Raw genomic sequence first — 24,074 nt, 5'->3', positions numbered from 1 at the left:
GAACCCGGAAGCTAAGCCTTACAGCGCCGATGGTACTGCAGGGGGGACCCTGTGGGAGAGTAGGACGCCGCCGAACAATCATTCAGAAGAACCCCTGATCCACTTGGATCAGGGGTTCTTCGCATTTCCGGGGGCGTATCGACGTATCGTCAGTGCATGGACGATCAGACAGCGGTCATTGCGGACAACGTGCTCCACCCCGGGCAGCGTGACGGCGCCCTCCGTGTGCTGGAGGAGGCCCAGGCGGTGGACGGTCGGGCCGCTGTGTCCGAGCAGGGCCGACTGCGTCTGCGTGCCGCCGAGATCCCGCGCCCGGGCGTCATCCACCTCGTCGAAACCGAAACCGAAACCGAGACGCGAGCCGAGACCGCGACGGAAGCCGAAACCGGAGCCGAAGTCGTCCTCGGCTACGGCCAGCTTGAGATCCCGCAGGGCGCGACCGCCAACCCGGCCGCCGAGCTGGTCGTCGACCCGGCCGCCCGCGGCCGCGGTCTGGCCCGTCCGCTGGTGGACGCCGTACTGGCGGAGGCCCACCGGGCGGGGCACGACGCGGTGGACTTCTGGGTGCACGGCGGGCACCCGGCGGCCCGGCACCTGGCCGAGTCGTACGGCGCCGAGCTGGTCCGCGAGCTGCGGCAGATGCGCCGCACCGGTCGGCAGACCGAGGAGGCGGCCGTCCCCGAGGGCATCGTGCTTCGCACGTTCCGCCCGGGGGAGGACGACGCGGAGTGGCTGCGGCTGAATGCCCTGGCTTTCGCCCATCACCCGGAGCAGGGCGCCTGGACCGAGCAGGACCTGGCGGAGCGGATCGCCGAGCCCTGGTTCGACCCGGCCGGCTTCTTCCTCGCCACCCGTGAGGGCAGGGCGGTCGGCTTCCACTGGACCAAGGTGCACCCGGCCGGCGCCACCGAGCCGGAGCTCGGCGAGGTGTACGTGGTCGGCGTGGACCCGGCGGAGCAGGGCAGCGGCCTCGGCCGCGCGCTGACCACGGCGGGTCTGCGTCACCTGACCGGTTCCGGCCCGGGCGAGCGCGGACTGGAGACCGTCCTCCTCTACGTCGATGCCGTCAATCCGGCCGCCGTGCGGGTCTATGAACGACTGGGATTCACCATTCACGAGGTGGATCTCATGTACCGAGCCCGGTACCAGGAGGACCGGCCGGCCTGACCCTCTCCCACCACGGTTCCCACCACGGTTCGACCGCCTCCCGGAGGCGGCGACAGAGGCGGTGAGGGAGGCGGCGAGGGAGGCGGCGAAGCCGGCCCGGAGCGGTCGCGGACGAGAGTCCGGGACGGCCACGGCCCTTGCCCCGACCGACTCAGCTTTCCTCCTGGCCATGCGGTGTTTACCGTGGATTCAGTTGCTGCCGCGAAGATCACAGGATGAAGTCCGTAGTGTCTCGCTCGTGCAGAGTCGACCGCCAGGCACCGGCCGGTCCTGTACGGACCGCGCCCGGCGGATGGGCGCTGTCCCCGGGATCGGCCCGGGGCGAGGGCGGCGGCCCGCAGAGCCATTCGTGTCCGGACGCCGTCCTGCTGCTGGAGGAGCTGGAGCCCATGAGCATCCCCCGCCCCGTCTCTGCCTCGCTGTCGCCGACGGCCCGGATGTCCGGTGCGCTGGGTGTCCCGCCGGAGCGGCCGGCCACGGACGAGCAGGAGTTCGAAGCGTTGCCGCAGGGCCGCTTCCTGGACCGCGAGCGCAGCTGGCTCGCGTTCAACGAGCGCGTCCTGGAGCTGGCCGAGGACCCGGGGATCCCGCTGTTGGAGCGGGCCAAGTTCCTGGCGATCTTCGCCAGCAACCTGGACGAGTTCTTCATGGTCCGGGTGGCCGGCCTCAAGCGCCGGATCGCCACCGGCGTCGCCCAGCGCAGCGCGTCCGGCCTCCAGCCGCGCGAGGTGCTGGACCTGATCTGGACCCGTTCGCGCGAGCTGATGGCCCGGCACGCCGCGGCCTTCCAGCAGGAGGTGCTGCCGGACCTCGCCACCGAGGGCATCGAGGTGGCCCGCTGGTCGGAACTGGCCGAGAAGGAGCAGGCCCGGCTCCACTCGCTGTTCCGGCAGAAGATCTTTCCGGTTCTGACCCCGCTGGCCGTCGACCCGGCGCACCCCTTCCCGTACATATCGGGGCTCTCGCTCAACCTGGCGGTCGTGGTGCGCAACCCGGTCTCCGGGCACAAGCACTTCGCCCGGGTGAAGGTGCCGCAGTCGCTGGCCCGCTTCCTGGAGGCCTCGCCCCAGCGGTACGTCCCGCTGGAGGACGTGATGGGCGCCCATCTGGAGGAGCTCTTCCCGGGGATGGAGGTGCTGGCCCACCACGCCTTCCGCGTCACGCGCAACGAGGACCTGGAGGTGGAGGAGGACGACACCGAGAACATCCTCAAGGCCCTGGAGAAGGAGCTGATGCGGCGGCGCTTCGGCCCGCCGGTCCGGCTGGAGGTCGAGGAGTCGATCGACCCCTACATCCTGGACCTGCTGGTGCGGGAGCTGAACATCACCGAGGCGGAGGTCTTCCCGCTGCCCGGGCCGCTGGACCTGACCGGGCTGTTCGGGATCGCCGAGCTGGACCGCCCGGAGCTCAAGTACCCGAAGTTCGTGGCTGGCACGGCCCGCGGTCTGACCGACGTCGAGTCGGCCTCCCAGCCGGACATCTTCGCCGCGATGCGCGAGCGCGACGTCCTGCTGCACCACCCGTACGACAGCTTCTCCACCTCGGTGCAGGCCTTCCTGGAGCAGGCCGCCGCCGACCCGGACGTCCTGGCGATCAAGCAGACCCTGTACCGGACGTCCGGCGACTCGCCGATCGTGGACGCGCTCATCGACGCGGCCGAGTCCGGTAAGCAGGTGCTGGTCCTGGTCGAGATCAAGGCGCGCTTCGACGAGCAGGCCAACATCAAGTGGGCCCGCAAGCTGGAGGAGTCCGGCTGCCACGTGGTCTACGGCCTGGTCGGGCTGAAGACGCACTGCAAGCTGTCGCTGGTGGTCCGCCAGGAGGGCGACACCCTGCGGCGCTACTCGCACGTGGGCACCGGCAACTACCACCCGAAGACGGCCCGGCTGTACGAGGACCTCGGCCTGCTCACCACCGACCCGCAGGTCGGCGCGGACCTCTCGGACCTCTTCAACCGGCTCTCCGGCTACTCGCGCCGCGAGTCCTACCGCCGCCTGCTGACCGCCCCGCGGAGCCTGCGCGACGGGCTGGTCTCGCGGATCCACAACGAGATCGCCCACCACCGGGCGGGCCGCCCGGCGTACGTGAAGCTCAAGGTCAACTCGATCGTCGACGAGGCCGTGATCGACGCGCTGTACCGGGCCTCGCAGGCGGGCGTGCCGGTGGACGTCTGGGTGCGCGGGATCTGCGCGATCCGCCCGGGCGTACCGGGGCTGAGCGAGAACATCCGGGTCCGCAGCATCCTGGGCCGCTTCCTGGAGCACTCCCGGGTCTTCGTGTTCGGCAACAACGGCGATCCGGAGGTCTGGATCGGCAGCGCCGACATGATGCACCGCAACCTGGACCGCCGGATCGAGGCGCTGCTGCGGATCACCGATCCGGCGCACCGCGCCGAGCTGTCCGGGCTGATCGACCTCGGGGTGTCGGACGAGACGGAGTCCTGGCACCTGGGGCAGGACGGCGCCTGGACCCGCCACTCCCAGGACGCCGAGGGCCGGCAGCTGCGGCACGTCCAGGACCTCCTGATCGACTCGCGCCAGCGCCGCCGGGCCGCCACCTCGCGCTGACGCGACCACTGATGCGAAACCGTCGGAGCAGCAGGCCCTCGAGAGTCTCGAGGGCGACTGTTCCGGCGGTCGGCCGCCAGCTCCGGGGAACGGCCCGGAGGAACGGGGATCTACCACGCCATGACCGACGCGCCGATGACGGCCCAGGCGGCCTCCACAGCGACCGCCGGGGACATCCTTTCCCGCCACCTCACCGCCCAGGCCGGCGCCTTCCTGCGCGCCCTGCCGCTGGCGGTGGGCGAGGTCGGCGCCAGACCCGGGGCGGCCTCGGTCGTCCCGGCGGCGGGTACCGCGGATCTGCTGCGGGCCGTCCGGCGGGTCGGCGGGCTGCTGCACACCTTCGGCTCGGTCTTCGAGCAGACCTGGGCGCAGGAGTCGCGCACCGAGCTGCGCTGGCTGCTCAACCTGCTGGCGCTCGAGCCCGGCTACGTCCGCCGTTCGGCCCGGCTGCTGGGCGCGCTGGACTCGCTGAGCGGCAGTGACCCGGAGGGGACGGGCATGCTGGCCGGCCACGCGGGCGCCCCCAAGGCGCGGGCGCTGCTGGACCGGCAGCTGACCCTGGCCAGGACCCGGGCGCACTCCACGGCGCTCCAGGAGCTCCGCTCGGCCCGGCTGCACGCGCTGGCGGACCGCATGACGCTGCTGGTCGGCGAGGCGCCGCTGCTGGAGTCGGCGGGCGGCCGGGCGTCGGCGGTGCTGCTGCCGCAGGCGGGCGCCGCGTTCGCCGCGCTGTCCGCGACCGCCCAGCAGCTGCCGCTGCATCGGGCCGCGACGCCGTACGGCGGGGATGGGCTGCGCCGGCTGGGCGCGGTCCCGGCGGCCCGGGGCGCGATGGACGCGGACACGGCGCTGGCGGCCGACGACCAGCCGTGGGCCCGGCTGCGGATCCTGGTGAAGCGCGCCCGGTACGCGCTGGAGGTGTGCGGCCGCCGGTCCGCCGAGCTGGACGAGCTGGACGCGGTGCTGGCCCGGCAGCAGGAGGCCGCGGACGCCGCGGTCACCGCCGCCACCGCCGCGCGCACCCCGCGGATCACCCCCGCGACCGCGTACGTGCTGGGCGTGGTCCACGCCGACCAGCGGCTGGACGTGGAGTCGGCGCGGTACGTGTTCGGCCGTCGGTGGACCGAGCTGTCGCCCGGCCCGGACGGTTGGCTGGACTTCCCGGCCGAGGGCTGGGGCCAGCCCGTCGCACCGAGGACGGTCTGAGTTGGGCGGGCGCCGGAGAACCGGGCAGGCGATGGAGAGCGCGACCGGGGCGGGGCACGGCCCGGTGATCCTGGCGGCCGGCGCGGTGCTGTGGCTGCCGGGCCGGCTGAAGAAGAGCGGGCGGCTCGGGCGGCCGCGGGTCGCGGTGATCCACCGGCCCAAGTACGACGACTGGAGCCTGCCGAAGGGCAAGCTCGACCCCGGCGAGGGCATGGTCGACGCGGCGCTGCGCGAGGTCTGGGAGGAGACCGGCTTCCGGTGCCTGCTCGGCCCGGAGCTGCCCGCCCAGCACTACCAGGTGCAGGGCCGTCCGAAGGAGGTCCGGTACTGGGCGGCGGTGCCGTCGAGCGGCGCCTTCCGGCCCAACCGCGAGGTGGACCGGATGGAGTGGCTGCCGGCCGGGAAGGCCCGGGCCCGGCTCACGTACGACCACGACCGGTTGCTGATCGACGCGCTGCTGGCGATCCTGGGGGCGAGGCCGCTGAAGACGACCGGCGTGCCGCCGGTGGAGGAACGGTGGAAGTGATCTCTCCGCGCCCTTGCCGTGACGCAACCGTTACTACCTGACGTAGTTTCCTGCCATCCTTTCGAGGTTCACTCCCCGTTCACTTGCGACCGGCTGTCGTGTCACTTCCCAGGCTTAACTTCGGGACCACCGGAGGGCCGCAAGGGCCCCGGACCACAGCAGAACCCGCGCCGCGCCGTACGCGTACGGACCACGCAGCGGGAAATGCCTCAGAAAGGGAATCCCCAGTGAAGCTCCAGCGGAACGGCCGCTCCAAGGCCCTCGCGATCGGTGCCATGGCGCTCGTCAGCTCGCTGTCGCTCGCCGCCTGCGGCTCGGACAACGGCAACTCGACCACGGCCGGCGGCTCCAGCGGCTCCGCCGCGGCCGGTGCCGCGATCACCTGTGGCAAGCCCGGTTCGCTGATCGCCGCCGGTTCGACCGCCCAGGGCACGGCGATCGACGTGTGGAAGACCAACTTCAGCGGCGCCTGCTCCGGCACCACCATCAACTACCAGGGCGTGGGCTCGGGCGCGGGCATCCAGCAGTTCACCCAGGGCAAGGTCCAGTTCGCCGGTTCCGACTCGGCGCTGAAGCCGGCCGAGGTCGACGCCTCCAAGGCGGTCTGCACCGGCGGCCAGGGCATCGACCTGCCGATGGCCGGCGGTCTGATCTCGCTGGTCTTCAACGTGGACGGCGTCGACAACCTGGTCCTGGACGGCCCGACCGCCGCCAAGATCTTCGACTCGCAGATCACCAAGTGGAACGACCCGGCGATCGCCGCCCTGAACCCGGGCGCCAAGCTGCCGGACGCGGAGATCCAGTCCTTCCACCGCTCGGACGACTCCGGTACCACCGACAACCTGACCAAGTACTTCGCCGCCGCCGGCAACGGCGCCTGGTCGTACCCGTCCAGCAAGACCTGGGCGGCCAAGGGCGGCCAGTCGGCCAACGGCAGCGCCGGTGTCGCGGCCCAGGTGAAGCAGGTCAAGAACTCGATCAGCTACGTCGAGCTGGCCTACGCCCAGACCAACAGCCTGAAGAGCGCCGCCATCAACACCGGCGCCTCCAAGCCGGTCGAGGCCACCGCCGCCAACGCCGCCAACACCTTCGCCAAGGCCCAGATCGCCGGTACCGGCAGCGACCTGGCGCTGAAGCTCGACTACGCGACCAAGGACGAGGGCTCGTACCCGCTGGTCCTGGTCACCTACGAGATCGTCTGCGACAAGGGCAACAAGGCAGACACCCTCGACACCCTGAAGTCCTTCCTGACCTACACCGCCAGTGACGCGGGTCAGAAGGCGGCCGGCGAGAAGGGCTACGTCCCGCTGCCCAAGGAGCTGACCGGCAAGGTCAACGCCGTCATCCCGACCCTGGCCTGACCCGACAGACCACCGGTGGGGCGGCCCCGTGAGCGAGGGGGGCCGGGGCCGCTCCACCGGAACGCACCACACCCAGCACCACGTCCGGGGCACCGCCGCCATGGTGCCGTCCCCCTTCCGGGGCGGCGCCACCAGACCGGAGTAGACCAATGACTTCATCCTCCCCTGCCGCCCCGCGAGGCAGGGAACGCCGACCGCGTGACAGCCGGGTCGGCGACAAGATCTTCATGAACCTCGCCCGGGGTTCGGGCATCCTGCTGCTGGTCATCATGGCCGCGATCGCGGGCTTCCTGGCCTGGCGCTCGGGCCTGGCCCTCAGCAACAACGACGGCAACTTCCTGACCTCCTTCGAGTGGGCGCCGGACGCCCCGAAGCCGGTCTTCGGCATCGCGGTGCTGGTCGTCGGCACCATCGTGAGCGCCGTCATCGCGATGGCGATCGCCGTCCCGGTGGCCATCGGGATCGCGCTGTTCATCTCGCACTACGCGCCGCGCCGGATCGCCCAGCCGTTCGCCTACCTGGTCGACCTGCTCGCCGCCGTCCCCAGCATCGTCTACGGCCTCTGGGGCGCGCTCTTCCTGGTCCCGCACATGGACGGTCTGACCAGCTGGCTCGACGAGTACCTGGGCTGGACGTACATCTTCGACCAGACCAAGACCGGTACCCCGCGCAACCTGTTCACCGTCGGCATCCTGCTGGCGATCATGGTCCTGCCGATCATCACCGCGGTCTCCCGCGAGGTGTTCCGCCAGGTGCCGCGGATGCACGAGGAGGCGGCACTCGCGCTCGGCGCGACCCGATGGGAGATGGTCCGCACCGCGGTGCTGCCGTTCGGCCGCCCCGGCATCATCTCGGCCTCGATGCTCGGCCTCGGCCGCGCGCTCGGCGAGACCATCGCGGTCGCGGTGGTGCTCTCCTCCAACAACGTCCTGTCGCTGCACATCCTCGACGCGGGCGGCGGCACCTTCGCGCAGAACATCGCGCTGAAGTTCGCCGAGGCCGGCGACAACGGGCGCAACGCGCTGATGGCCTCCGGCCTCGTCCTGTTCGTCATCACCCTGCTGGTGAACGGTGCCGCGCGACTGATCATCGCCCGCCGCAAGGAGTACTCGGGGGCCAACGCATGACCGTCACCGCCATCGTCGATGACACCCGGCCCGTCGGCCGTCCGCTGACCGCCAACCGGCTGCCCAAGTGGGCCCCGGCCGCCGTCGCGGTCGGCTCGATCGCCCTCGGCTGCGGGATCGGCGCCGCCGCCGGCCTGGCCAGCCACCTGCAGTGGGGCCTGATCTCGGGCCTGCTGTTCCTCCTGACCAGCTACGGCCTCGCGGCCCGGGTCGAGGGCCGCCGACAGGCCAAGGACCGGTTCGCCACCTCGGTGGTCTGGGTCGCCTTCATCCTGGCCGTCGTCCCGCTGGTCGCCCTGACGGTCTACACCGTCCAGCAGGGCGCCGGCGTGGTGGACGGGTTCTTCCTGAGCCACTCGATGAAGGGCGTGCTCCAGTCCGGGCCCGGCGGCGGCATCTACCACGCGCTGATCGGCACCCTGGAGCAGGTCGCCCTGGCCACCGCGATCGCCGCCCCGATCGGTCTGCTGACCGCCGTCTACCTGGTCGAGTACGGCCGCGGCAAGCTCGCCAAGGCGGTCACCTTCTTCGTCGACGTCATGACGGGCATCCCGTCGATCGTCGCCGGTCTGTTCATCCTCTCGCTCTGGAACCTCGCCCTGGGCTTCGGCTACTCCGGCTTCTCGGGCAGCCTCGCGCTGGCGATCCTGATGATGCCGGTCGTGGTCCGGTCCACCGAGGAGATGCTCAAGCTCGTCCCGAACGAGCTGCGCGAGGCCTCGTACGCGCTCGGCGTGCCGAAGTGGAAGACCATCCTGCGGATCGTCCTCCCCACCGCGATCGGCGGCATCGCCACCGGCGTGATGCTCGCGGTCGCCCGCATCACGGGCGAGACCGCCCCGGTGATGATGCTGGTCTTCGGCGCCGACTACATCAACAACAACCCGTTCGACGGACCGCAGCAGTCACTGCCGATGTACATCTGGACGCAGTACTCCCAGGTCAACAACCAGTACGGCTACGCCCGTGCCTGGGGTGCGGCGTTGGTGCTGATCGCCTTCGTGATGAGCCTCAACCTCATCGCCCGGGGCATCGCCCGCTGGCGCTCGCCCAAGACCGGCCACTGACCGACAGACGTACGAGACAGACGAGAGAAGCAACGATCATGGCCAAGCGCATCGACGTCAGCGGACTGTCGGCCTACTACGGCACCACCAAGGCCATCGAGGACATCTCGATGAGCATCGAACCCCGCTCGGTGACCGCCTTCATCGGCCCCTCCGGCTGCGGCAAGTCCACCTTCCTGCGCACCCTGAACCGGATGCACGAGGTGATCCCCGGCGCCCGGGTCGAGGGCAAGGTCCTCCTGGACGACGAGAACCTGTACGCCACCAACGTCGACCCGGTCGCCGTGCGCCGCTCGATCGGCATGGTCTTCCAGCGCCCGAACCCCTTCCCGACCATGTCGATCTACGACAACGTGATCGCCGGCCTCCGGCTCGCGGGCGTGAAGAAGAAGGCCGTCCTGGACGAGGTGGTGGAGCGCTCGCTGAAGGGCGCCAACCTCTGGAAGGAGGTCCACACCCGGCTGAACAAGCCGGGGGCCGGCCTCTCCGGCGGTCAGCAGCAGCGCCTGTGCATCGCCCGCGCCATCGCGGTCGAGCCGCAGGTCCTGCTGATGGACGAGCCCTGCTCCGCGCTCGACCCGATCTCCACCCTCGCCATCGAGGACCTGATCGGCGAGCTGAAGTCGCAGTTCACCATCGTCATCGTGACCCACAACATGCAGCAGGCGGCCCGCGTCAGCGACCGCACCGCCTTCTTCAACCTGGCCGGCGTCGGCCAGCCGGGCAAGCTGATCGAGCTGGACGACACCCAGCGGATCTTCTCCAACCCGTCGGTCCAGGCGACCGAGGACTACATCTCCGGCCGCTTCGGCTAAACCGGACCCCGTCACCGCGGCACCGCGACGAGTGACGGAACACGAGCTGTCCCGTGGTGCTGCATGGCGGTGCCGCCGCGGGACATGAAGAAGGGCCCGCCCCCGAGATGTGGGGGCGGGCCCTGTCATGTCCCGGTGCCACACCGGGCCGTTCCCGTGGGTCAGCCCCAGAACAGGTGGACGAACCAGTACACCAGCGCTGCGACGATGGCGGCCGCCGGCATCGTGATGAACCAGCCGAGCACGATGTTCTTCGCGACGCCCCAGCGCACCGCGCGGATCCGCTTGGTGGCCCCCACACCCATGATCGCCGAGGTGATCACGTGGGTGGTGGAGATCGGCGCCTTGTAGACGAACGAGCTGATGTACATGACGATCGAGGCGGTGGTCTCGGCCGCGAAGCCCTGCGGCGGGTCCAGCTCGATGATCTTGCGGCCGAGCGTCCGCATGATCCGCCAGCCGCCCGCGTAGGTGCCCAGCGAGAGCATGGCGGCGCAGGAGATCTTCACCCAGACCGGGATGGCATAGGTGTCCTGCCGGCCGGAGATGACCAGAGCCATCACCACGATGCCCATGGTCTTCTGGGCGTCCTGCAGACCGTGCGCCAGGGCCATCGCGGCGGCCGAGGCGGTCTGGGCGATCCGGAAGTTGCGCTTGGCCTTGTGCGGGTTCGCCCGGCGGAAGATCCACAGGATCGCCAGCATCACCAGGAAGCCGCCGACCAGGCCGACCACCGGCGAGACGACCATCGGGATGACGATCTTGTCGATCACCCCGCTCCAGATCACGCCGATCCCGCCGGCCAGCGCCGCGCCCACCATGCCGCCGAACAGTGCGTGCGAGGAGGAGGACGGCAGGCCGAAGTACCAGGTGACCAGGTTCCAGGCGATCGCGCCGACCAGGGCGGCGAACAGGATCGCCATCCCCTGGTTGCCGCTGGGGGTCTCGATGATCCCCTTGGAGACGGTGTGCGCCACGCCGCTGCCGAGGAACGCGCCCGCCAGGTTCATCACGGCGGCCATCGCGAGCGCGGCCCGGGGGGTGAGCGCCCGGGTAGAGACCGAGGTCGCGATCGCGTTCGCCGAGTCGTGGAAGCCGTTGGTGTAGGTGAAGAAGAACGCGACACCGATGACGACGATGAGTGCAGCCATGTCCACGAGGGTCAGGACTCCTTGACGGCGATGGTCTCCACCGTGTTGGCGACGTGCTCGAACGCGTCCGCCGCCTCCTCAAGGACGTCCACGACCTGCTTGAGCTTGAGCACCTCGATGGCGTCGTACTGACCGGAGAACAGGTGGGCGAGCAGCTTGCGGTGGATCTGGTCGGCCTGGTTCTCGAGCCGGTTGACCTCGATCCAGTACTCGGTGAGGTTCGACATGCTCCGCAGGTTCGGCATCGCCTCCGCGGTGAGCTCGGCGGCCCGTGCCAGCACCTCGATCTGCTGCTCGATCCCCTTCGGCAGGGTCTGGATGTCGTAGAGGACGACCAGGTCGACGGCCTCCTCCATGAAGTCCATGATGTCGTCCAGCGACGAGGCGAGGCTGTAGATGTCCTCGCGGTCGAAGGGCGTGATGAAGGACGAGTTCAGCTGGTGGAAGACGGCATGGGTGGTGTCGTCCCCGGCGTGCTCGGCGGCGCGCATGCGCTCGACGATCTCCGCACGGGCCGACACGTCTGATCCCAGCAGCTCCAGCAGGAGCTTCGATCCGACGACGAGGTTCTCCGCCGCGACGGTGAACATGTCGTAGAAGCTCGTCTCCTTCGGGGTCAGGCTAAAACGCACGGAAATCTCCGATGTGCGGGGTAGGGACTGAACGATGCTAGGTGCAACCAAGCGCAATCACGCAAACGGGGTGTCGAGGGTGGAGCCGGATCCTCCCCTTCCGTTCGGCTGCCGCACCGGCTGACCCGGACCGCACCACCACCTGCGGACGCGGGCCCCCAGTCTGACGGAACCTCGCCCGGATTGTCCCCGTCGTGCATGCCGAGGACCCGGGGCGCCGCTCAGACGGGTGAAGCACCGGACGGCCCCGCCCGGACGCTCCGGCACATGCCGCCTCGGCCGCCGGAACACCACGACAGGCCCCGGTGTTGGACACTGGTGGCCGACGCAGCCACCAGGCACTCAGACGAAGGCGGGGCCGATGACCACGACGCAAGCGCGTACCGAGCCGGATCACGCGGACGGGACCGACCCGGACGCCGGCCACGCCGCACCCGCGGCCGCCGCAGGACACCAGGGCGGCCACGGACCGCACGGCTACAGCGCCCAGAAGGACGCCCACCTCAAGCGGCTCCGCCGGATCGAGGGCCAGGTCCGCGGCCTCCAGCGCATGGTCGGCGAGGACGTCTACTGCATCGACGTGCTCACCCAGGTCTCCGCCAGCACCAAGGCGCTGCAGTCCTTCGCACTCTCCCTGCTGGAGGAGCACCTGCGGCACTGCGTCGCCGCGGCCGCCGAGGAGGGCGGCGCCGAGCTGGACGCCAAGGTGGCGGAGGCCACCGCCGCGATCAGCCGTCTGCTGCGCAGCTGAGCCCCCGGCGCCCCGGACGGCCCGGGCCGTCCCGCTAGCCGTCGGTCTCCCGGTCGGCCTCGCGGTCGGCCGGCCCCGGATCGGTCCGGTCGAGCAGCACCTCGTCGATCCGCTCGGTCGGCAACCGGTCGCCGGAGCTGGCCGTCGCGGCGATCATCAGCTCGCCGGCCAGGTCGATCTCGTCGAGGGCCGCGTCGTCGTGGCCGCCACTGCGGCCGCCCGTGGACGACACCACCTGCACCACCCCTTCAGTGCCTCGCCAGCCCGGGCGGCAGCCACCCGACGTCCAGCCTAGGCACTCCGCGGCCCGTCCACATGGCACGGACGGGCCATCTCGGCGCCGCCGAAACGGGTGGCCGCCGCTCCCCGGACGGCCACCCGCCCCGGCGGCAGCCCGTTTCGGCGGCACCCCGTCTCGCCCCGGCGCCGGAGCGCCGCCGCGGCCTACTTGGGGCTCTCCGTGGGCTTCATCTGGTAGATGTCCGAGGCCGACGGCTCGGCCGCCTCGACCGCCTTGCCGAAGTCCGACAGCGCGGTCGTCGAGGTCACCTTCACCTGGTCCTTGGGCTCCTTCGAGCCCGCCACCCCGGCGAAGGTGAACACCTCGACCACCTTGTGCAGCCGGCCCTGGTCGTCCAGCCAGGCGTCGAACGGGACCTCCTTGACGGTGAAGGTCTGCGCGCCCATCCGCAGGCCGTCCCCGCCCCGGCCACCGGTCGCGTCGGCCGCCTTGGACAGGTCCAGGGCGCCGCGGTAGTGGTGCAGCGCGACCCCGCCGACGGTCTCGGTGCCGACCGCCTCCGCCTTCTGCGCCCCGCGCAGCGCCCCCGCGGCCGAGGCCGGGTCGGTCGCGCCGCTGCTGACCAGGTTGCCGTCCGGCAGCTGACGCACGTCCAGCTTGACCCACTTGCCCTCGGGCACCTTGGCGCCGCTGTTCTGCAGGTACACGGTCCCGGGCAGGACCACCTCGACGATCTTCCCGGTGGTCGCGGCGCCCGGCGGCACCTGGACCTCCAGCCGGCCGATCCGCTTCACGTAGTCGTAGCCGCCCGTGCCGCTGAACGAGGCCTTCTTCTCGGCGGACTCGGTGACCAGCTCGGTGGCGGTGTGCGCGGAGCCGGTGCGGCCGGTGATGTCGGCGGCGTTGCGCACCGCCGTCAGCGGGTCCGCGGCGAGCTGGTCGGGGGCGTTCGACTGCTGGTCGGAGGAGCCGCCGCCGGAGCCGCCCGAGCAGCCGGCGGCGCCCGCCGCCAGTGCGGCGGCGAGCAGGGCGGCCCCGGCCGCCGAGCGCAGGTGCGGACCCGGACGGCGCGCTGGCCGCCCGGTGCGCTGCTGGTCGGTCATCTTCATCCTCGCGACAACCCCCTCGGGCCCGACTGCCCCGCCGGTACCACCGGGTGGGCAGAGCTCTTTCCGGGCAAACGAGTTGGAAGCCGAAGGGTTACGGGTGCCCGCCGTCCGGAGGGCGTCGCGCATCGGGCGTCCGGCGCGTTACGGTGAACCACGTGCACAGTGAGCTGCCGGCCGCGCCCGGCACCCGGATGCCCGAGCACCGCCTCGCGATCAGCGAGCGCGGCTCCTTCGCCTTCGCGACCTGCAGCTGCGGCTGGTACTCCTCGGCCCGCCGCTCCCGCGACCTGGCCCGCCGCGAGGGGGCCGACCACCTCGCCGAGAGCGGCGTCGCACCGGACTGACCGCGCGGCCGGGCTGCTCCTGTGGCGACTCGGGCGTCTGCGACCGGCAGGCTCGGGCCGCTCCGACCCGTCAGGCCGCTCAGGCCGCGAGGTCGGACTCCGGGGGCTGCTCCTCGGCCCGCACCGCCCCGCGCCCGCGCCGACGGCTGCGCGGACCGGCCCCGCCACGGGCCGCTCCGGCACGCTCCGGCGCCCGGATCAGCGGGGCGACGGCCGTCCGGCTCAGCGCGTGGCAGAACGGGACCAGCACCGCCATCGCGATCGGCGCCAGCAGCAGCACCACGGCGACGGCGAGCGCGAAGCCGCCGATCACGTCGGTCGGGTAGTGGACGCCCATGAACATCCGGCAGAAGCCCTGCAACAGGGCCAGCCCGCCGGCGATCCAGCCGAGCCTCCGGTTCACCAGGAACAGCGCCACCGCGACGCCCATCGTCATGGTCGAATGATCGCTGACGAAGGAGTGCGTGCCGGCCTTGCCGTCCACCAGCACCAGCAGCCCGGGATGGTCGACGAACGGGCGCGGACGGTTCACGATCGCGGCGATCGGCAGGTTGGCCAGCTCGGCGATCGCGACCGACAGCGGCACCCAGAGCAGCCCGGCGATCGCCACCGGCGCGTCCGGGCGGCGCCTGGCCTGCAACCAGGCCACCAGACCGAGCATGCCCAGGCCGATCAGGATGCCGTACTCGCCGATCCACGAGACCAGGTGGTCCAGCCACTGCGGGGAGCGTTTGGCCAGGCCGTTGACGGCGTAGAGCAGGCCGAGGTCGGGGTTGGTCGTGTCGGCAAGCGGCGTCGACACGCCGTACCTCCTTCTGGTCCGCTACACCTGTACGTTCCCGCCGGAGCCCGCCCGGCGCGGAATGCTGACGAGGGGCCACCGGAACAAACGTCATTTCGGGGCCACAGCGTTCCACGGAAACGCGCAGTTATGGAAACTTGACTCAGCGTCCACACAGCGCACACACGCCCCGGGTGCCCCGGCCCGCTACCGGCCCGCCCCCGCTGGGGTCGGCCCGGCCGGCGCGGGCGGGGCCGCCGCCGCGGGCCGGCTCGGGGCGTTGACCGAGCCGTCGTTGTTCCGGCTCGGCAGCGCCTGGGCGCCGTCCGAGGTCACCCGGGTCGCGCCGATGTACTCCTTGGTGTCGATCTTGTCGTAGCGGATCACCGCACCGGTGTGCGGCGCGTTGATCATGTACCCGCCGCCGACGTAGATCCCCACGTGGTGGATGCTCCGCGGATCGCCCAGGTCCGTCGCGAAGAACACCAGGTCGCCCGGCCGCAACTGATCCCGCGACGGGTGCGGGCCGGCGTACCACTGGTCGTTGGCCACCCGGGGCAGGGTGATGCCCACACTGGCGTACGCGGCCTGGGTCAGGCCCGAGCAGTCGAAGCGCCCGTTCTGCGAGGGCAGGCCCTCACCGCCCCACAGGTACGGGGTGCCGAGCTTGGTCTGCGCGAAGTAGATCGCCGCCGCCGACTGCGCGGACACCTCCAACGGCGCGGTCGGCGCGGTGAAGCTGCGGGCCATCGCCTGGATGCTCCGCACGTAGCCCTGGGTCTCCTTGTACGGCGGGATGCCCCTGTTGCTCGTCACCGCGTACGGACCGGCGTTGTAGGCGGCCAGCATGTTGGCCTGCGCGTCGCCCGGGACGCCCGAGACGTCCTTGGCGAGCGCGCAGTCGTAGACCGCCGCCGACGCGATCGCGTCGTACGGATCCCAGACGTCCTTCCGGCCGTCACCGTTCGCGTCCGTTCCGTACGTCGCCCAGGTGCCCGGCATGAACTGCGCCATTCCCTGCGCCCCGACACCGGAACGGGCCCTGGGGTCGAATCCGCTTTCCTGGTACAGCTGCGCCGCGAGCATCGGCGGAGAGATCTCCGCGCACAGCGCGCCCCACTTCTGGATCGCCTCCTGGTAGGCCGCGGGGACCGTTCCGGGGGAGAGGGCGGAGCGATTCACCGACTGCTGCGGCGTCCCACTCGCCGCATAAGTCCCCATCGTCACCAGCCCGATGAACCCGAACGCAACAACTCCCGCAGTGACGGCGGCCGTCCCGGCCTTCCGGAGTACCATCAGCACCATCCCGACGATTCGTCAGTCGAAGTGTCCCGGAAGGCATTGCTCACCGCAATCATCAGAGATACAGGGAGTGAGCGCTATCCTTCGTACGGTGGACATCCTCGCGTACGTGTCCGATGCCTCACGACCAATCCGCGAGAAGTAGCCAAGTCGACATCAGATCTGGCCAAGAATAGGCACCGACCCTTCGCGCGGGCGGGGTCCGGGCCCTTGAATTTGCCTGATCGGGCGGTGAGATGGAAATGAACCTGAGCAGCGTGCACACCTATGCGGTCGGCCACCTGGCCGATGACCCTCCCAAGAAGCCGAATATCGACACCATCATCGGCGGGATCGCCCCGGACTGGGGCCCGTTCGCGACCCTCGGGTCGGAGGCCCGGGTGATGGTCGAGGTCATCATGGCCGTCGCCATCCTCCTCTGCCTCGGCCTCGCCGTCTGGGGCGCCGCCAAACAGCGGATCGGCGCGACCGCGATGCGGGACAGCTTCGGAGCCGAACAGGGCAAGGGACTGATCGTCGCCGGACTGACCGGCGTGTTCATCATCGGATCACTCGGAACTCTGTTCACCATTGTCTACGGCATGGCGATCTGACGATCGGACAGCAGTAGTCCGGCCCGTCCGAGGTCGGGTCCCCGTCCGGACCCCCTCCAGCGGTCGGCCTGCCAGGAGTTCACCCCCGTTCCCACCCTCCGTCCGCGCCCGCCCCCGGGTGGAGGGCCCCCGGAGCCGCCCCCGGCTCCCAGCACCAGGAGGGCCGCCGTGCCGTTGTCCGACGACCAGCCGCACACCCGTACGCGGCTACCGGTCGGCGAACAGCCCTCCCCGAAGCCGAGCCTGCGTCAGTCACGGCCGCTACGCACCCTGCTGACCGTCCTCGTCGTGGTCACCCTGCTCGTCGTCGCCATCGCCATCGCCAACCGCGGCAAACCCACCCCCGGCGGCAGCGGCGGCTCCGCCGACCACGCCGCCCCCAGCGCCCCCGCCGGCGCCGGCCCCGCCCCCAGCGGCGACCAGCCCGTCGGCACCACCGTCAACGGCATCGCCTCCGGCTTCCCGCACAGCGACCAAGGCGCCCAGTCCGCCGCCGCCAACTACGCGGTGGCGATCGGCTCCGCGGACATGTTCCGCACCGACAGCCGCCACACCATCGTCACCACCATCGCCGACCCGGCCGCGGTGGCGACACTGCAGAGCCGGCTGGACCAGGGGTTCGGCGGCGACACCGTCGCACGCTACGGCCTCGACTCCCAAGGCCGCGCCCCCAAGGGCCTCACCTTCGTCAGCCGCACCGTCCCGGTCGGCACCAAGTCGACGGGCTACACCGACAGCGACGCCAAGGTCGAGGTGTGGTCGACCGGCCTCACCGGCCTCGCCGGCGAGCGCTCCGTCCAGCCGGTGACCACGAACTGGTTCACCCTCACACTCTCGCTGCACTGGACGGGCGGCGACTGGAAGCTCACCGACTTCACCAGCCGGCAGGGCCCCGCGCCGATGCCCGGAGACCAGCAGGCCGCAACCGCCGAGGAGATCACCGGCGCCGTCCAGCAGTTCGGGGGGTTCCGCTATGCCCGTTGACCACACCTCGCACCGATCCACCGCACGCCGCGCAGGCACGCTGGCAGGTGCGCTGGCCACCCTGCAGCTGATGACGCTGCTGGCCGCCCAGAGGGTGTTCGCCGACCCGTCGCCGACCGCGACTCCCACGTGCCAGAAGGTGGATCTTCCGATCCCGGGCAGCGGGGCGGGGTGTGCTCCCGGCGGTGCGGTCGTCATTCCGGGGAGCGGCACCGTCGGGACTGTGACCGATCCGCTGGGGTCGTTGGCGAAGAGTTGTGCGCAGGCGGCGGCGTGGGTGGTGCGGAACCTGTCGGGGGCGATTGACGGGACGACGCAGGTGGACTTCACGAATGCGTCGTTCCTGCAGCAGTACGCCGTGGTGTTCGCGGTGTCGACGGTGATCACGTTGGTGCTGTGGTTGCTGGCGGTGACGAAGCGGGCGGTGCGGGGGGCGCCGCTGACGACGGCGTTCTCGGAGGCGATCGGCTTCCTGTGGCTGACCGTGGTGGCGTCCGCGTTCACGCCGTTGATCCTGTACACCGTGGTGAGCGTGACGGACGGGCTGACCAAGGCGGTCGCGGTCGGGACGAAGACGGATACCGGGTCGTACCTGGGCGGGTTCGCGGACACCTTGGAGAAGGGGAACGTCGGCGGTGGTCCGCTGATCCTGGTCCTCGTGTCGCTGGTCGCGGTGCTGGCGGCGGCGATGCTCTGGATCGAGCTGCTGATCCGGGCGGCGATGCTGTACGTGGGTGCGCTGCTGGGGACGGCGGTGTACGCGGGTCTGGTGGACAAGCAGCTGTGGAAGCACGTGCGCCGGTGGGCCGGGGTGATGTTGGCGGTGGACCTGGCGAAGCCGATCATCGTGATCATCCTGGGGCTGGCGGGCGCGGTGGCGACCGGAGCCGGGGCCAGTGACGACTTCGCCCGGGTGTTGTCGGGGCTGGCGATCCTGTTCCTGTCGATCTTCGCCAGCGCCGCGATCTACCGTTTCGTGCCGGGCTTCGGTGACGAGATCCTGAACATGCGTCAGGCCAGGGCCAACGCGGTGCAGGCGGGTTCGGCGATGATCAACGGTACGGCGAACCTGATGAAGCAGGGCATCAGCACTCACGGCGACCGCGGTGGGCAGGCGGGCGGCGGGAGTGGTGGCGGTGGTGGTGCGGGCGGCGGCTCGGTCGCGCCGGGCATCGCCGCCCACGCCGGCCGGACGCCGGCCCCGCCGCCGCAGGCCGGGCCGCCGCAGGCCACCCCGGTTCCGATCCGCGACAGCAATCCAGCGAAGGGAGGGTGACGGGTAAGTGAGCAGCGAACCGCTCGGCCAGTACGGCGCCCAGTACGCCCAGCCGTACGTGCACCAGCGCCGCACCTACCTGATCGGCAAGGCCCGCCCGAACGCGCCGATCGGCCGGAACCGGGAGTCCGGCGAGATCATACTGATCATCTTCGGGGCCTTCCTCGGGATGCTCTGGGGCCTGCTGATGCCGATTCTGCCGTTGCGGATCGGCGGTCTGATCGGTCTGCCGCTGCTCGCCATCGCGGCGGTGTACGTGCCGTACCGCAGGCGGACGTTCTACAAGTGGGTGGAGATCAACCGCACCTACCGCCGGACGGTCCGCAGCGGGCGGGCGGTGTGGCGCTCGGACGTGATGGACGCGGGTACCCGGCTGGACGGCCGGGAGGTGGAGGTCGGCCCGCCGCCCGGAGTGGGGCGGTTGCGCTGGCTGGCCGCGCCGTTCGGGCCGGACGAGGTCGGGGTGCTGATGCACCTGGAGCGGCGGACGGTGACGGCCGCGATCGAGATCGAGGGCCCGGGTGTCGGGCTGCGCGACTCGGAGGACCAGGAGGCCCTGGTCGACCGGTTCGGGACGCTGCTGAAGCACGTCGCCAACGGGGACGGCTTCGTGACCCGGCTGCAGATCCTGGCCCGGACCCTGCCGGCCGACCCGGACGCGCACGCCAAGGACGTCGAGCGGCGCGGCGACCACGACGCGCCGCGCTGGCTGCAGGAGTCGTACGACCAGCTGCAGTCGATGGTGTCGACGTCGTCCGAGCAGCACCGGGCGTACCTGGTGGCCTGCATGCACTACACCCGTGACCTGGCCGCCGAGGCGCACGCGATGGGCCGTACGGCGACCGGTCGGCGGGCCCGGGACGACGAGGGGCTGGCGGCCGTGATGGCGCGCGAGCTGACCGACATCTGCGCCCGGCTGGCCGAGGCGGACATCCGGGTGCGCCAGCCGTTGGGCCAGGCCCGGCTCTCCTCGCTGCTGCACTCGATGTACGACCCGGACCACCCGATCGACCACATCCAGGCGATGTCCCGGCGCAACGCCTGGCCGGCCGAGCTGGACGCGACCCACCCGCAGTACCTGCAGGCGAAGACCCGCGAGTCGGCGACCCGGGAGCCGTGGTGCCACGCCACCGCGTGGATCAAGGAGTGGCCGCTCACCCCGGTGGGCGTCAACTTCCTGGCGCCGTTGCTGGTGCACACCCCGGACGTGATCCGGACGGTCGCGGTGACGATGGACCTGGAGCCCACGGACGTCGCGATCGAGCGGATGCTGACCGAGAAGACCAACGACGAGGCGGAGGCCAGCCGCGCCGCCAAGATGAACCGGACGGTCGACCCGCGCGACCTGGCCCACACCGGCCGGGTGGACCAGCGCGGCGACGACCTGGCCTCCGGTGCGGCCGGGGTGAACCTGGTCGGCTACATCACGGTCTCCTCGCGCAACCCCGACGCGCTGGCCCGTGACAAGCGGACCATCCGGGCCTCGGCCGGCAAGAGCTACCTCAAGCTGGAGTGGTGCGACCGCGAGCACCACCGGGCCTTCGTCAACACCCTTCCGTTCGCCACCGGCATCCGCCGCTGAGCACGCCGCACGCCGCACACCCGCACGCCGCACACCCGTACGTCGCACAGCCGCTCGCCCGTACGTCCGCACCCGTCCACCGCTGACCCATCAGGAGGCCGCCCATGGCGCTCGGCAACCTCACCGACGCCTTCACCAGCCTGATGTTCGGCAAGGTGGAGACCACCCGCCTGCCGGTGCGCACCTCCACCGGCCAGGCGCAGGCGGTCTACCTGCCCACCGCCGCGCCCGGGCTGGGCGACTCGGGCGTGATCATCGGCCGCGAGGTGTACAGCGGCAAGGGGTACGTGTACGACCCCTTCCAGCTGTACGGGCAGCAGCTGCCGGCCCCGCACTGGCTGGTGCTCGGCGAGTCCGGCAACGGCAAGTCGGCGCTGGAGAAGACGTACGTGCTGCGGCAGTTGAGGTTCCGTGACCGCCAGGTCGTGGTGCTGGACGCGCAGGGCGAGGACGGCGTCGGCGAGTGGAACCTGATCGCGAACGCCCTGGGCATAAAGCCGGTCCGGCTGGACCCGATGGCCGCCCGGGACGGCGGGGTGAAGCTCAACCCGCTGGACCCGGCGATCACCCAGACCGGTCAGCTGTCGCTGCTGCGCACCATCGTCGAGGTGGCGATGGGGCGCGGGCTGGAGGAGCGGGCGGGCTTCGCGCTGAAGGCCGCGCACGCCCACGTGGTGGCGTCGGTGACGGGCCGACAGCCGGTGCTGGACGACATCATCGACACCCTGCGCAACCCCGACCTGTCCTCGGTGGAGTCGCTGGGCGTGGGGGTGGACGAGGTGCAGTCCTGGGGCCTGGACGTGGCGCTGGTGCTGGACCGGCTGGTCGACGGCGACCTGCGCGGCATGTTCGACGGGTCGACCACCGAGGGCATCGACCTGGACGCGCCGCTGATCGTCTTCGACCTTTCGCACATCGACCGCAACTCGATCGCGATGCCGATCCTGATGGCGATCGTCGGGGTGTGGCTGGAGCACACCTGGATCCGGCCGGACCGGAAGAAGCGCATCTTCCTGGTCGAGGAGGCCTGGCACATCATCAACAGCCCGTTCGTGGCCCAGCTGTTCCAGCGGCTGCTGAAGTTCGGCCGTCGGCTCGGGCTGTCCTTCGTCGCGGTGGTGCACCACCTGTCGGACGTGGTGGACGGCGCGGCGGCCAAGGAGGCGTCGGCGATCCTGAAGATGGCCTCGACCCGGACGATCTACATGCAGAAGGCCGAGGAGGCGCGGGCCACCGGCCGGGTGCTGGGCCTGCCGCGGTGGGCGGTGGAGATCATTCCCACACTTTCGCCGGGCATCGCGGTCTGGGACGTCAACGGCAACGTCCAGGTGGTCAAACACATCATCACCGAGGCCGAGCGGCCGCTGGTGTACACCGACCGCGCGATGACCGAGGACGCGGTGGCCGAACGGGTCCGCGCAGAGCGCCAGTTGGCCTCCGAGCCGGGGGTCTGACGGCGGCATCTCCGCGGCCTCCGCGCGCGGCGGACGGCGATGGTTCGTCAGGAGGTAATCCTCTCGTTACGTTCGATGTCCTGACAGCTACGCGCGTTGACCCTAGGCTTCACAGGCGCAACACATGCCCGTACGCCGATGCTGTCCACAGCCGGTGCTCCTCCGAGGTGCAGGGGAACCCCTCATGCTCACCGTCAGATCCCGACGGACGGCGCTCGCCGTCGTCGCCGCCGCAGGTCTGCTCGGCACAGTGGTCGTGCCGACGGCCGCCCAGGCCGCCGACGCCAACGCCAAGCGTCACAAGACCGTCAACCTCCAGCTGCTGGCGATCAACGACTTCCACGGCAACCTGGAGCCCCCGGCCGGCTCGTCCGGCACGATCAAGGAGATCGACCCGGCCACCGGCAAGGAGGTCGCCACCCCGGCCGGCGGCATCGAGTACCTGGCCACCGAGCTGCGCAAGGCCCGGATCCCGGCCGACGACTCGATCACCGTCGCGGCCGGCGACATCGTCGGCGCCAGCCCGCTCACCTCGGCGCTCTTCCACGACGAGCCGACCATCGAGGCGATGGACAAGCTCGGCCTGGACGTCACCTCCGTGGGCAACCACGAGTTCGACGAGGGCGCGCAGGAACTGCTGCGGATGCAGGAGGGCGGCTGCCACCCGACCGACGGCTGCTACGAGCCCGGCCGCACCTTCAAGGGCGCCAACTTCAACTACCTGTCGGCGAACGTCACCGACGAGAAGACCGGCAAGCCGCTGCTGGCCCCGTACTGGATCACCAAGTCCCAGGGCGTGAAGGTCGGCTTCATCGGCGTCACCCTGGAGGGCACGCCGAACATCGTGACCGCCGAGGGCGTCAAGGGCCTGAAGTTCGCCAACGAGGTCACCACGATCAACAAGTACGCCGCCGAGCTCAAGGCCAAGGGCGTCAACTCGATCGTCGCGCTGATCCACGAGGGCGGCTACCCGGCCAGCAGCGTCTACAACTACGACTGCGGCGCGGCCGGGCAGGGCATCTCCGGCCCGATCGTCGACATCGCGAAGAAGATCGACCCCGCGGTCGGCGCCATCGTCACCGGCCACACCCACAACGCGTACGCCTGCAGCATCCCCGACCCCAACGGCGTTCCGCGCTCGGTGACCAGTGCCGCCTCCTTCGGCCGGCTCTTCACCGAGATCGACATGAAGCTGGACAAGACCACCGGCGAGATCGTGCGGCCCTCGGTCAAGGCCGAGAACCACGTGGTGCGCCGCACGGTCGAGAAGGCGCCCGACATGACGGCGCTGGTCGACCACTACCAGAAGCTGGCCGCCCCGATCGCCAACCGCCCGGTCGGCTACATCTCCGCGGACGTCAACGGCCGCGGCAGCAGCGACCTGGAGAAGCCGCTCGGTGACGTGATCGCCGACGCGCAGCTGGCCGGACTGGCCCCGGCCGACAAGGGCGGCGCGCAGGTCGCCTTCATGAACCCGGGCGGTATCCGCTCCGACCTGGTCTACAAGGCCTCGGGCGGCGAGGGCGACGGCGTGGTGACCTACGGCGAGGCGTTCACCGTCCAGCCGTTCACCAACATGATGCAGGTCAAGACCCTGACCGGCGCCCAGCTGATCCAGCTGCTCCAGCAGCAGGTCAGCGGCCTCAACGTCGCCGCGCCCAAGATCCTCCAGGGGTCGAAGAACCTCAACTACACCCTGGACATGCGCAAGACCGGCGCGGACCGGGTGCTCGTGGACTCGATCCGGCTGAACGGCGCGCCGGTCGACCCGGCCGCCAAGTACCGCGTCGCGGCCAACGAGTTCCTGGCCGGCGGCGGCGACGGCTTCCCGGCCTTCGCGGCCGGCACCGACAAGCTCGTCGGCGCCTCCGACCTGGACGTCTTCACCGCCTACCTGGGCGCCCACAGCTCGGCGAGCGCGCCGCTGCAGGCCCCGGCGCAGGACCGGATCAAGGTCATCGGCCCGGGCAGCGACATCGACTGACCGTGAGCCGGCTGGGGCCCTGTGCCCCGGGGACGGGCGGGGCGCTGTCGGGGC

Annotated in this window: 22 protein-coding genes and 1 rRNA gene; 17 read left to right on the top strand and 6 right to left on the bottom strand. The window is 71.0% G+C overall.

What is annotated here, in order from left to right:
- The 9 genes from rrf to pstB all read left to right on the top strand — a co-directional run.
- Nucleotides 1–76 (top strand): 5S ribosomal RNA (rrf, locus tag ACZ51D_RS39460); the annotation flags it as partial.
- Nucleotides 77–156: 80 nt separating this feature from the next.
- Nucleotides 157–1,167 (top strand): mycothiol synthase, encoded by a 1,011-nt coding sequence (gene mshD, locus ACZ51D_RS39455; protein ID WP_465665084.1) that lies wholly within the window; start codon nt 157–159, stop codon nt 1,165–1,167.
- Nucleotides 1,168–1,532: 365 nt separating this feature from the next.
- A complete protein-coding gene (locus ACZ51D_RS39450) occupies nt 1,533–3,734 on the top strand; it encodes an RNA degradosome polyphosphate kinase (RefSeq protein WP_465625538.1) in 2,202 nt (733 codons plus the stop codon).
- Nucleotides 3,735–3,854: 120 nt separating this feature from the next.
- The gene (locus tag ACZ51D_RS39445) at nt 3,855–4,940 is read left to right on the top strand and encodes a CHAD domain-containing protein (RefSeq protein ID WP_465625492.1); all 1,086 of its coding nucleotides are present in this window, start codon (nt 3,855–3,857) and stop codon (nt 4,938–4,940) included.
- A 31-nt stretch (nt 4,941–4,971) separates the two neighbouring features.
- Nucleotides 4,972–5,466 carry an NUDIX hydrolase gene (locus tag ACZ51D_RS39440; RefSeq protein ID WP_360506918.1) on the top strand — a complete coding sequence of 165 codons (495 nt, stop codon included), beginning with the start codon at nt 4,972–4,974 and terminating at the stop codon, nt 5,464–5,466.
- A gap of 227 nt (nt 5,467–5,693) precedes the next feature.
- Entirely contained in the window at nt 5,694–6,827 is a 1,134-nt protein-coding gene (pstS, locus tag ACZ51D_RS39435) for a phosphate ABC transporter substrate-binding protein PstS (RefSeq protein ID WP_465625495.1), read from the top strand.
- Between the two features lie 149 nt (nt 6,828–6,976).
- On the top strand, nt 6,977–7,954 hold the full coding sequence (gene pstC, locus ACZ51D_RS39430; protein WP_465625497.1) for a phosphate ABC transporter permease subunit PstC: 978 nt from the start codon (nt 6,977–6,979) through the stop codon (nt 7,952–7,954).
- A complete protein-coding gene (gene pstA / locus ACZ51D_RS39425) occupies nt 7,951–9,021 on the top strand; it encodes a phosphate ABC transporter permease PstA (protein WP_360506910.1) in 1,071 nt (356 codons plus the stop codon). Before pstC ends, pstA begins: the two co-directional genes overlap by 4 nt.
- A gap of 38 nt (nt 9,022–9,059) precedes the next feature.
- Nucleotides 9,060–9,836, top strand: a complete 777-nt coding sequence (pstB, locus tag ACZ51D_RS39420) for a phosphate ABC transporter ATP-binding protein PstB (RefSeq protein ID WP_360506907.1) — start codon at nt 9,060–9,062, stop codon at nt 9,834–9,836.
- Nucleotides 9,837–9,997: 161 nt separating this feature from the next.
- Here pstB and ACZ51D_RS39415 read toward each other — a convergent pair whose 3' ends face one another.
- Nucleotides 9,998–10,993, bottom strand: coding sequence for an inorganic phosphate transporter (locus ACZ51D_RS39415; RefSeq protein WP_465665082.1), 996 nt, complete (start codon nt 10,991–10,993; stop codon nt 9,998–10,000).
- A 5-nt stretch (nt 10,994–10,998) separates the two neighbouring features.
- Entirely contained in the window at nt 10,999–11,619 is a 621-nt protein-coding gene (locus ACZ51D_RS39410; RefSeq protein WP_360506902.1) for a DUF47 domain-containing protein, read from the bottom strand.
- A 361-nt stretch (nt 11,620–11,980) separates the two neighbouring features.
- On the opposite strand from ACZ51D_RS39410, the gene ACZ51D_RS39405 reads away from it, so the two are divergent.
- Nucleotides 11,981–12,370 carry a metal-sensitive transcriptional regulator gene (locus ACZ51D_RS39405; protein ID WP_360506899.1) on the top strand — a complete coding sequence of 130 codons (390 nt, stop codon included), beginning with the start codon at nt 11,981–11,983 and terminating at the stop codon, nt 12,368–12,370.
- A gap of 34 nt (nt 12,371–12,404) precedes the next feature.
- Here the strand turns inward: ACZ51D_RS39405 and ACZ51D_RS39400 are convergent, their stop codons facing one another.
- Nucleotides 12,405–12,605: a hypothetical protein gene (locus tag ACZ51D_RS39400; RefSeq protein WP_360506897.1), complete on the bottom strand. Its 201-nt coding sequence runs from the start codon at nt 12,603–12,605 to the stop codon at nt 12,405–12,407.
- Nucleotides 12,606–12,814: 209 nt separating this feature from the next.
- Complete coding sequence (locus tag ACZ51D_RS39395) at nt 12,815–13,714, bottom strand: SCO4651 family lipoprotein (RefSeq protein WP_360506895.1); 900 nt, start codon at nt 13,712–13,714, stop codon at nt 12,815–12,817.
- A 161-nt stretch (nt 13,715–13,875) separates the two neighbouring features.
- Between ACZ51D_RS39395 and ACZ51D_RS39390 the strand changes: the two genes are divergently transcribed.
- Nucleotides 13,876–14,064, top strand: a complete 189-nt coding sequence (locus ACZ51D_RS39390) for a hypothetical protein (protein WP_360506892.1) — start codon at nt 13,876–13,878, stop codon at nt 14,062–14,064.
- Between the two features lie 79 nt (nt 14,065–14,143).
- Here the strand turns inward: ACZ51D_RS39390 and ACZ51D_RS39385 are convergent, their stop codons facing one another.
- Both ACZ51D_RS39385 and ACZ51D_RS39380 read right to left on the bottom strand, forming a co-directional pair.
- A complete protein-coding gene (locus ACZ51D_RS39385) occupies nt 14,144–14,866 on the bottom strand; it encodes a phosphatase PAP2 family protein (protein WP_465625504.1) in 723 nt (240 codons plus the stop codon).
- Between the two features lie 186 nt (nt 14,867–15,052).
- Nucleotides 15,053–16,141, bottom strand: coding sequence for a C40 family peptidase (locus tag ACZ51D_RS39380; RefSeq protein WP_360506887.1), 1,089 nt, complete (start codon nt 16,139–16,141; stop codon nt 15,053–15,055).
- Nucleotides 16,142–16,389: 248 nt separating this feature from the next.
- On the opposite strand from ACZ51D_RS39380, the gene ACZ51D_RS39375 reads away from it, so the two are divergent.
- From ACZ51D_RS39375 to ACZ51D_RS39350, 6 genes are all read left to right on the top strand, one after another.
- On the top strand, nt 16,390–16,740 hold the full coding sequence (locus ACZ51D_RS39375; protein ID WP_360506884.1) for a hypothetical protein: 351 nt from the start codon (nt 16,390–16,392) through the stop codon (nt 16,738–16,740).
- A gap of 168 nt (nt 16,741–16,908) precedes the next feature.
- On the top strand, nt 16,909–17,724 hold the full coding sequence (locus ACZ51D_RS39370) for a DUF8175 domain-containg protein (protein ID WP_465625507.1): 816 nt from the start codon (nt 16,909–16,911) through the stop codon (nt 17,722–17,724).
- Nucleotides 17,725–17,794: 70 nt separating this feature from the next.
- Nucleotides 17,795–19,000: a hypothetical protein gene (locus ACZ51D_RS39365; protein ID WP_465625509.1), complete on the top strand. Its 1,206-nt coding sequence runs from the start codon at nt 17,795–17,797 to the stop codon at nt 18,998–19,000.
- A 7-nt stretch (nt 19,001–19,007) separates the two neighbouring features.
- A complete protein-coding gene (locus tag ACZ51D_RS39360) occupies nt 19,008–20,582 on the top strand; it encodes an SCO6880 family protein (protein WP_465625511.1) in 1,575 nt (524 codons plus the stop codon).
- 104 nt (nt 20,583–20,686) lie between these two features.
- The gene (locus ACZ51D_RS39355; protein ID WP_360506873.1) at nt 20,687–22,036 is read left to right on the top strand and encodes an ATP-binding protein; all 1,350 of its coding nucleotides are present in this window, start codon (nt 20,687–20,689) and stop codon (nt 22,034–22,036) included.
- 184 nt (nt 22,037–22,220) lie between these two features.
- Nucleotides 22,221–24,020: a bifunctional metallophosphatase/5'-nucleotidase gene (locus tag ACZ51D_RS39350; RefSeq protein WP_465625512.1), complete on the top strand. Its 1,800-nt coding sequence runs from the start codon at nt 22,221–22,223 to the stop codon at nt 24,018–24,020.
- Nucleotides 24,021–24,074: the final 54 nt, after the last annotated feature.

Source organism: Kitasatospora sp. NPDC033851, from assembly GCF_055576085.1.
Note: the sequence above shows the minus strand (reverse complement) of the source record. Positions and strands in the feature narration are given on the sequence as shown.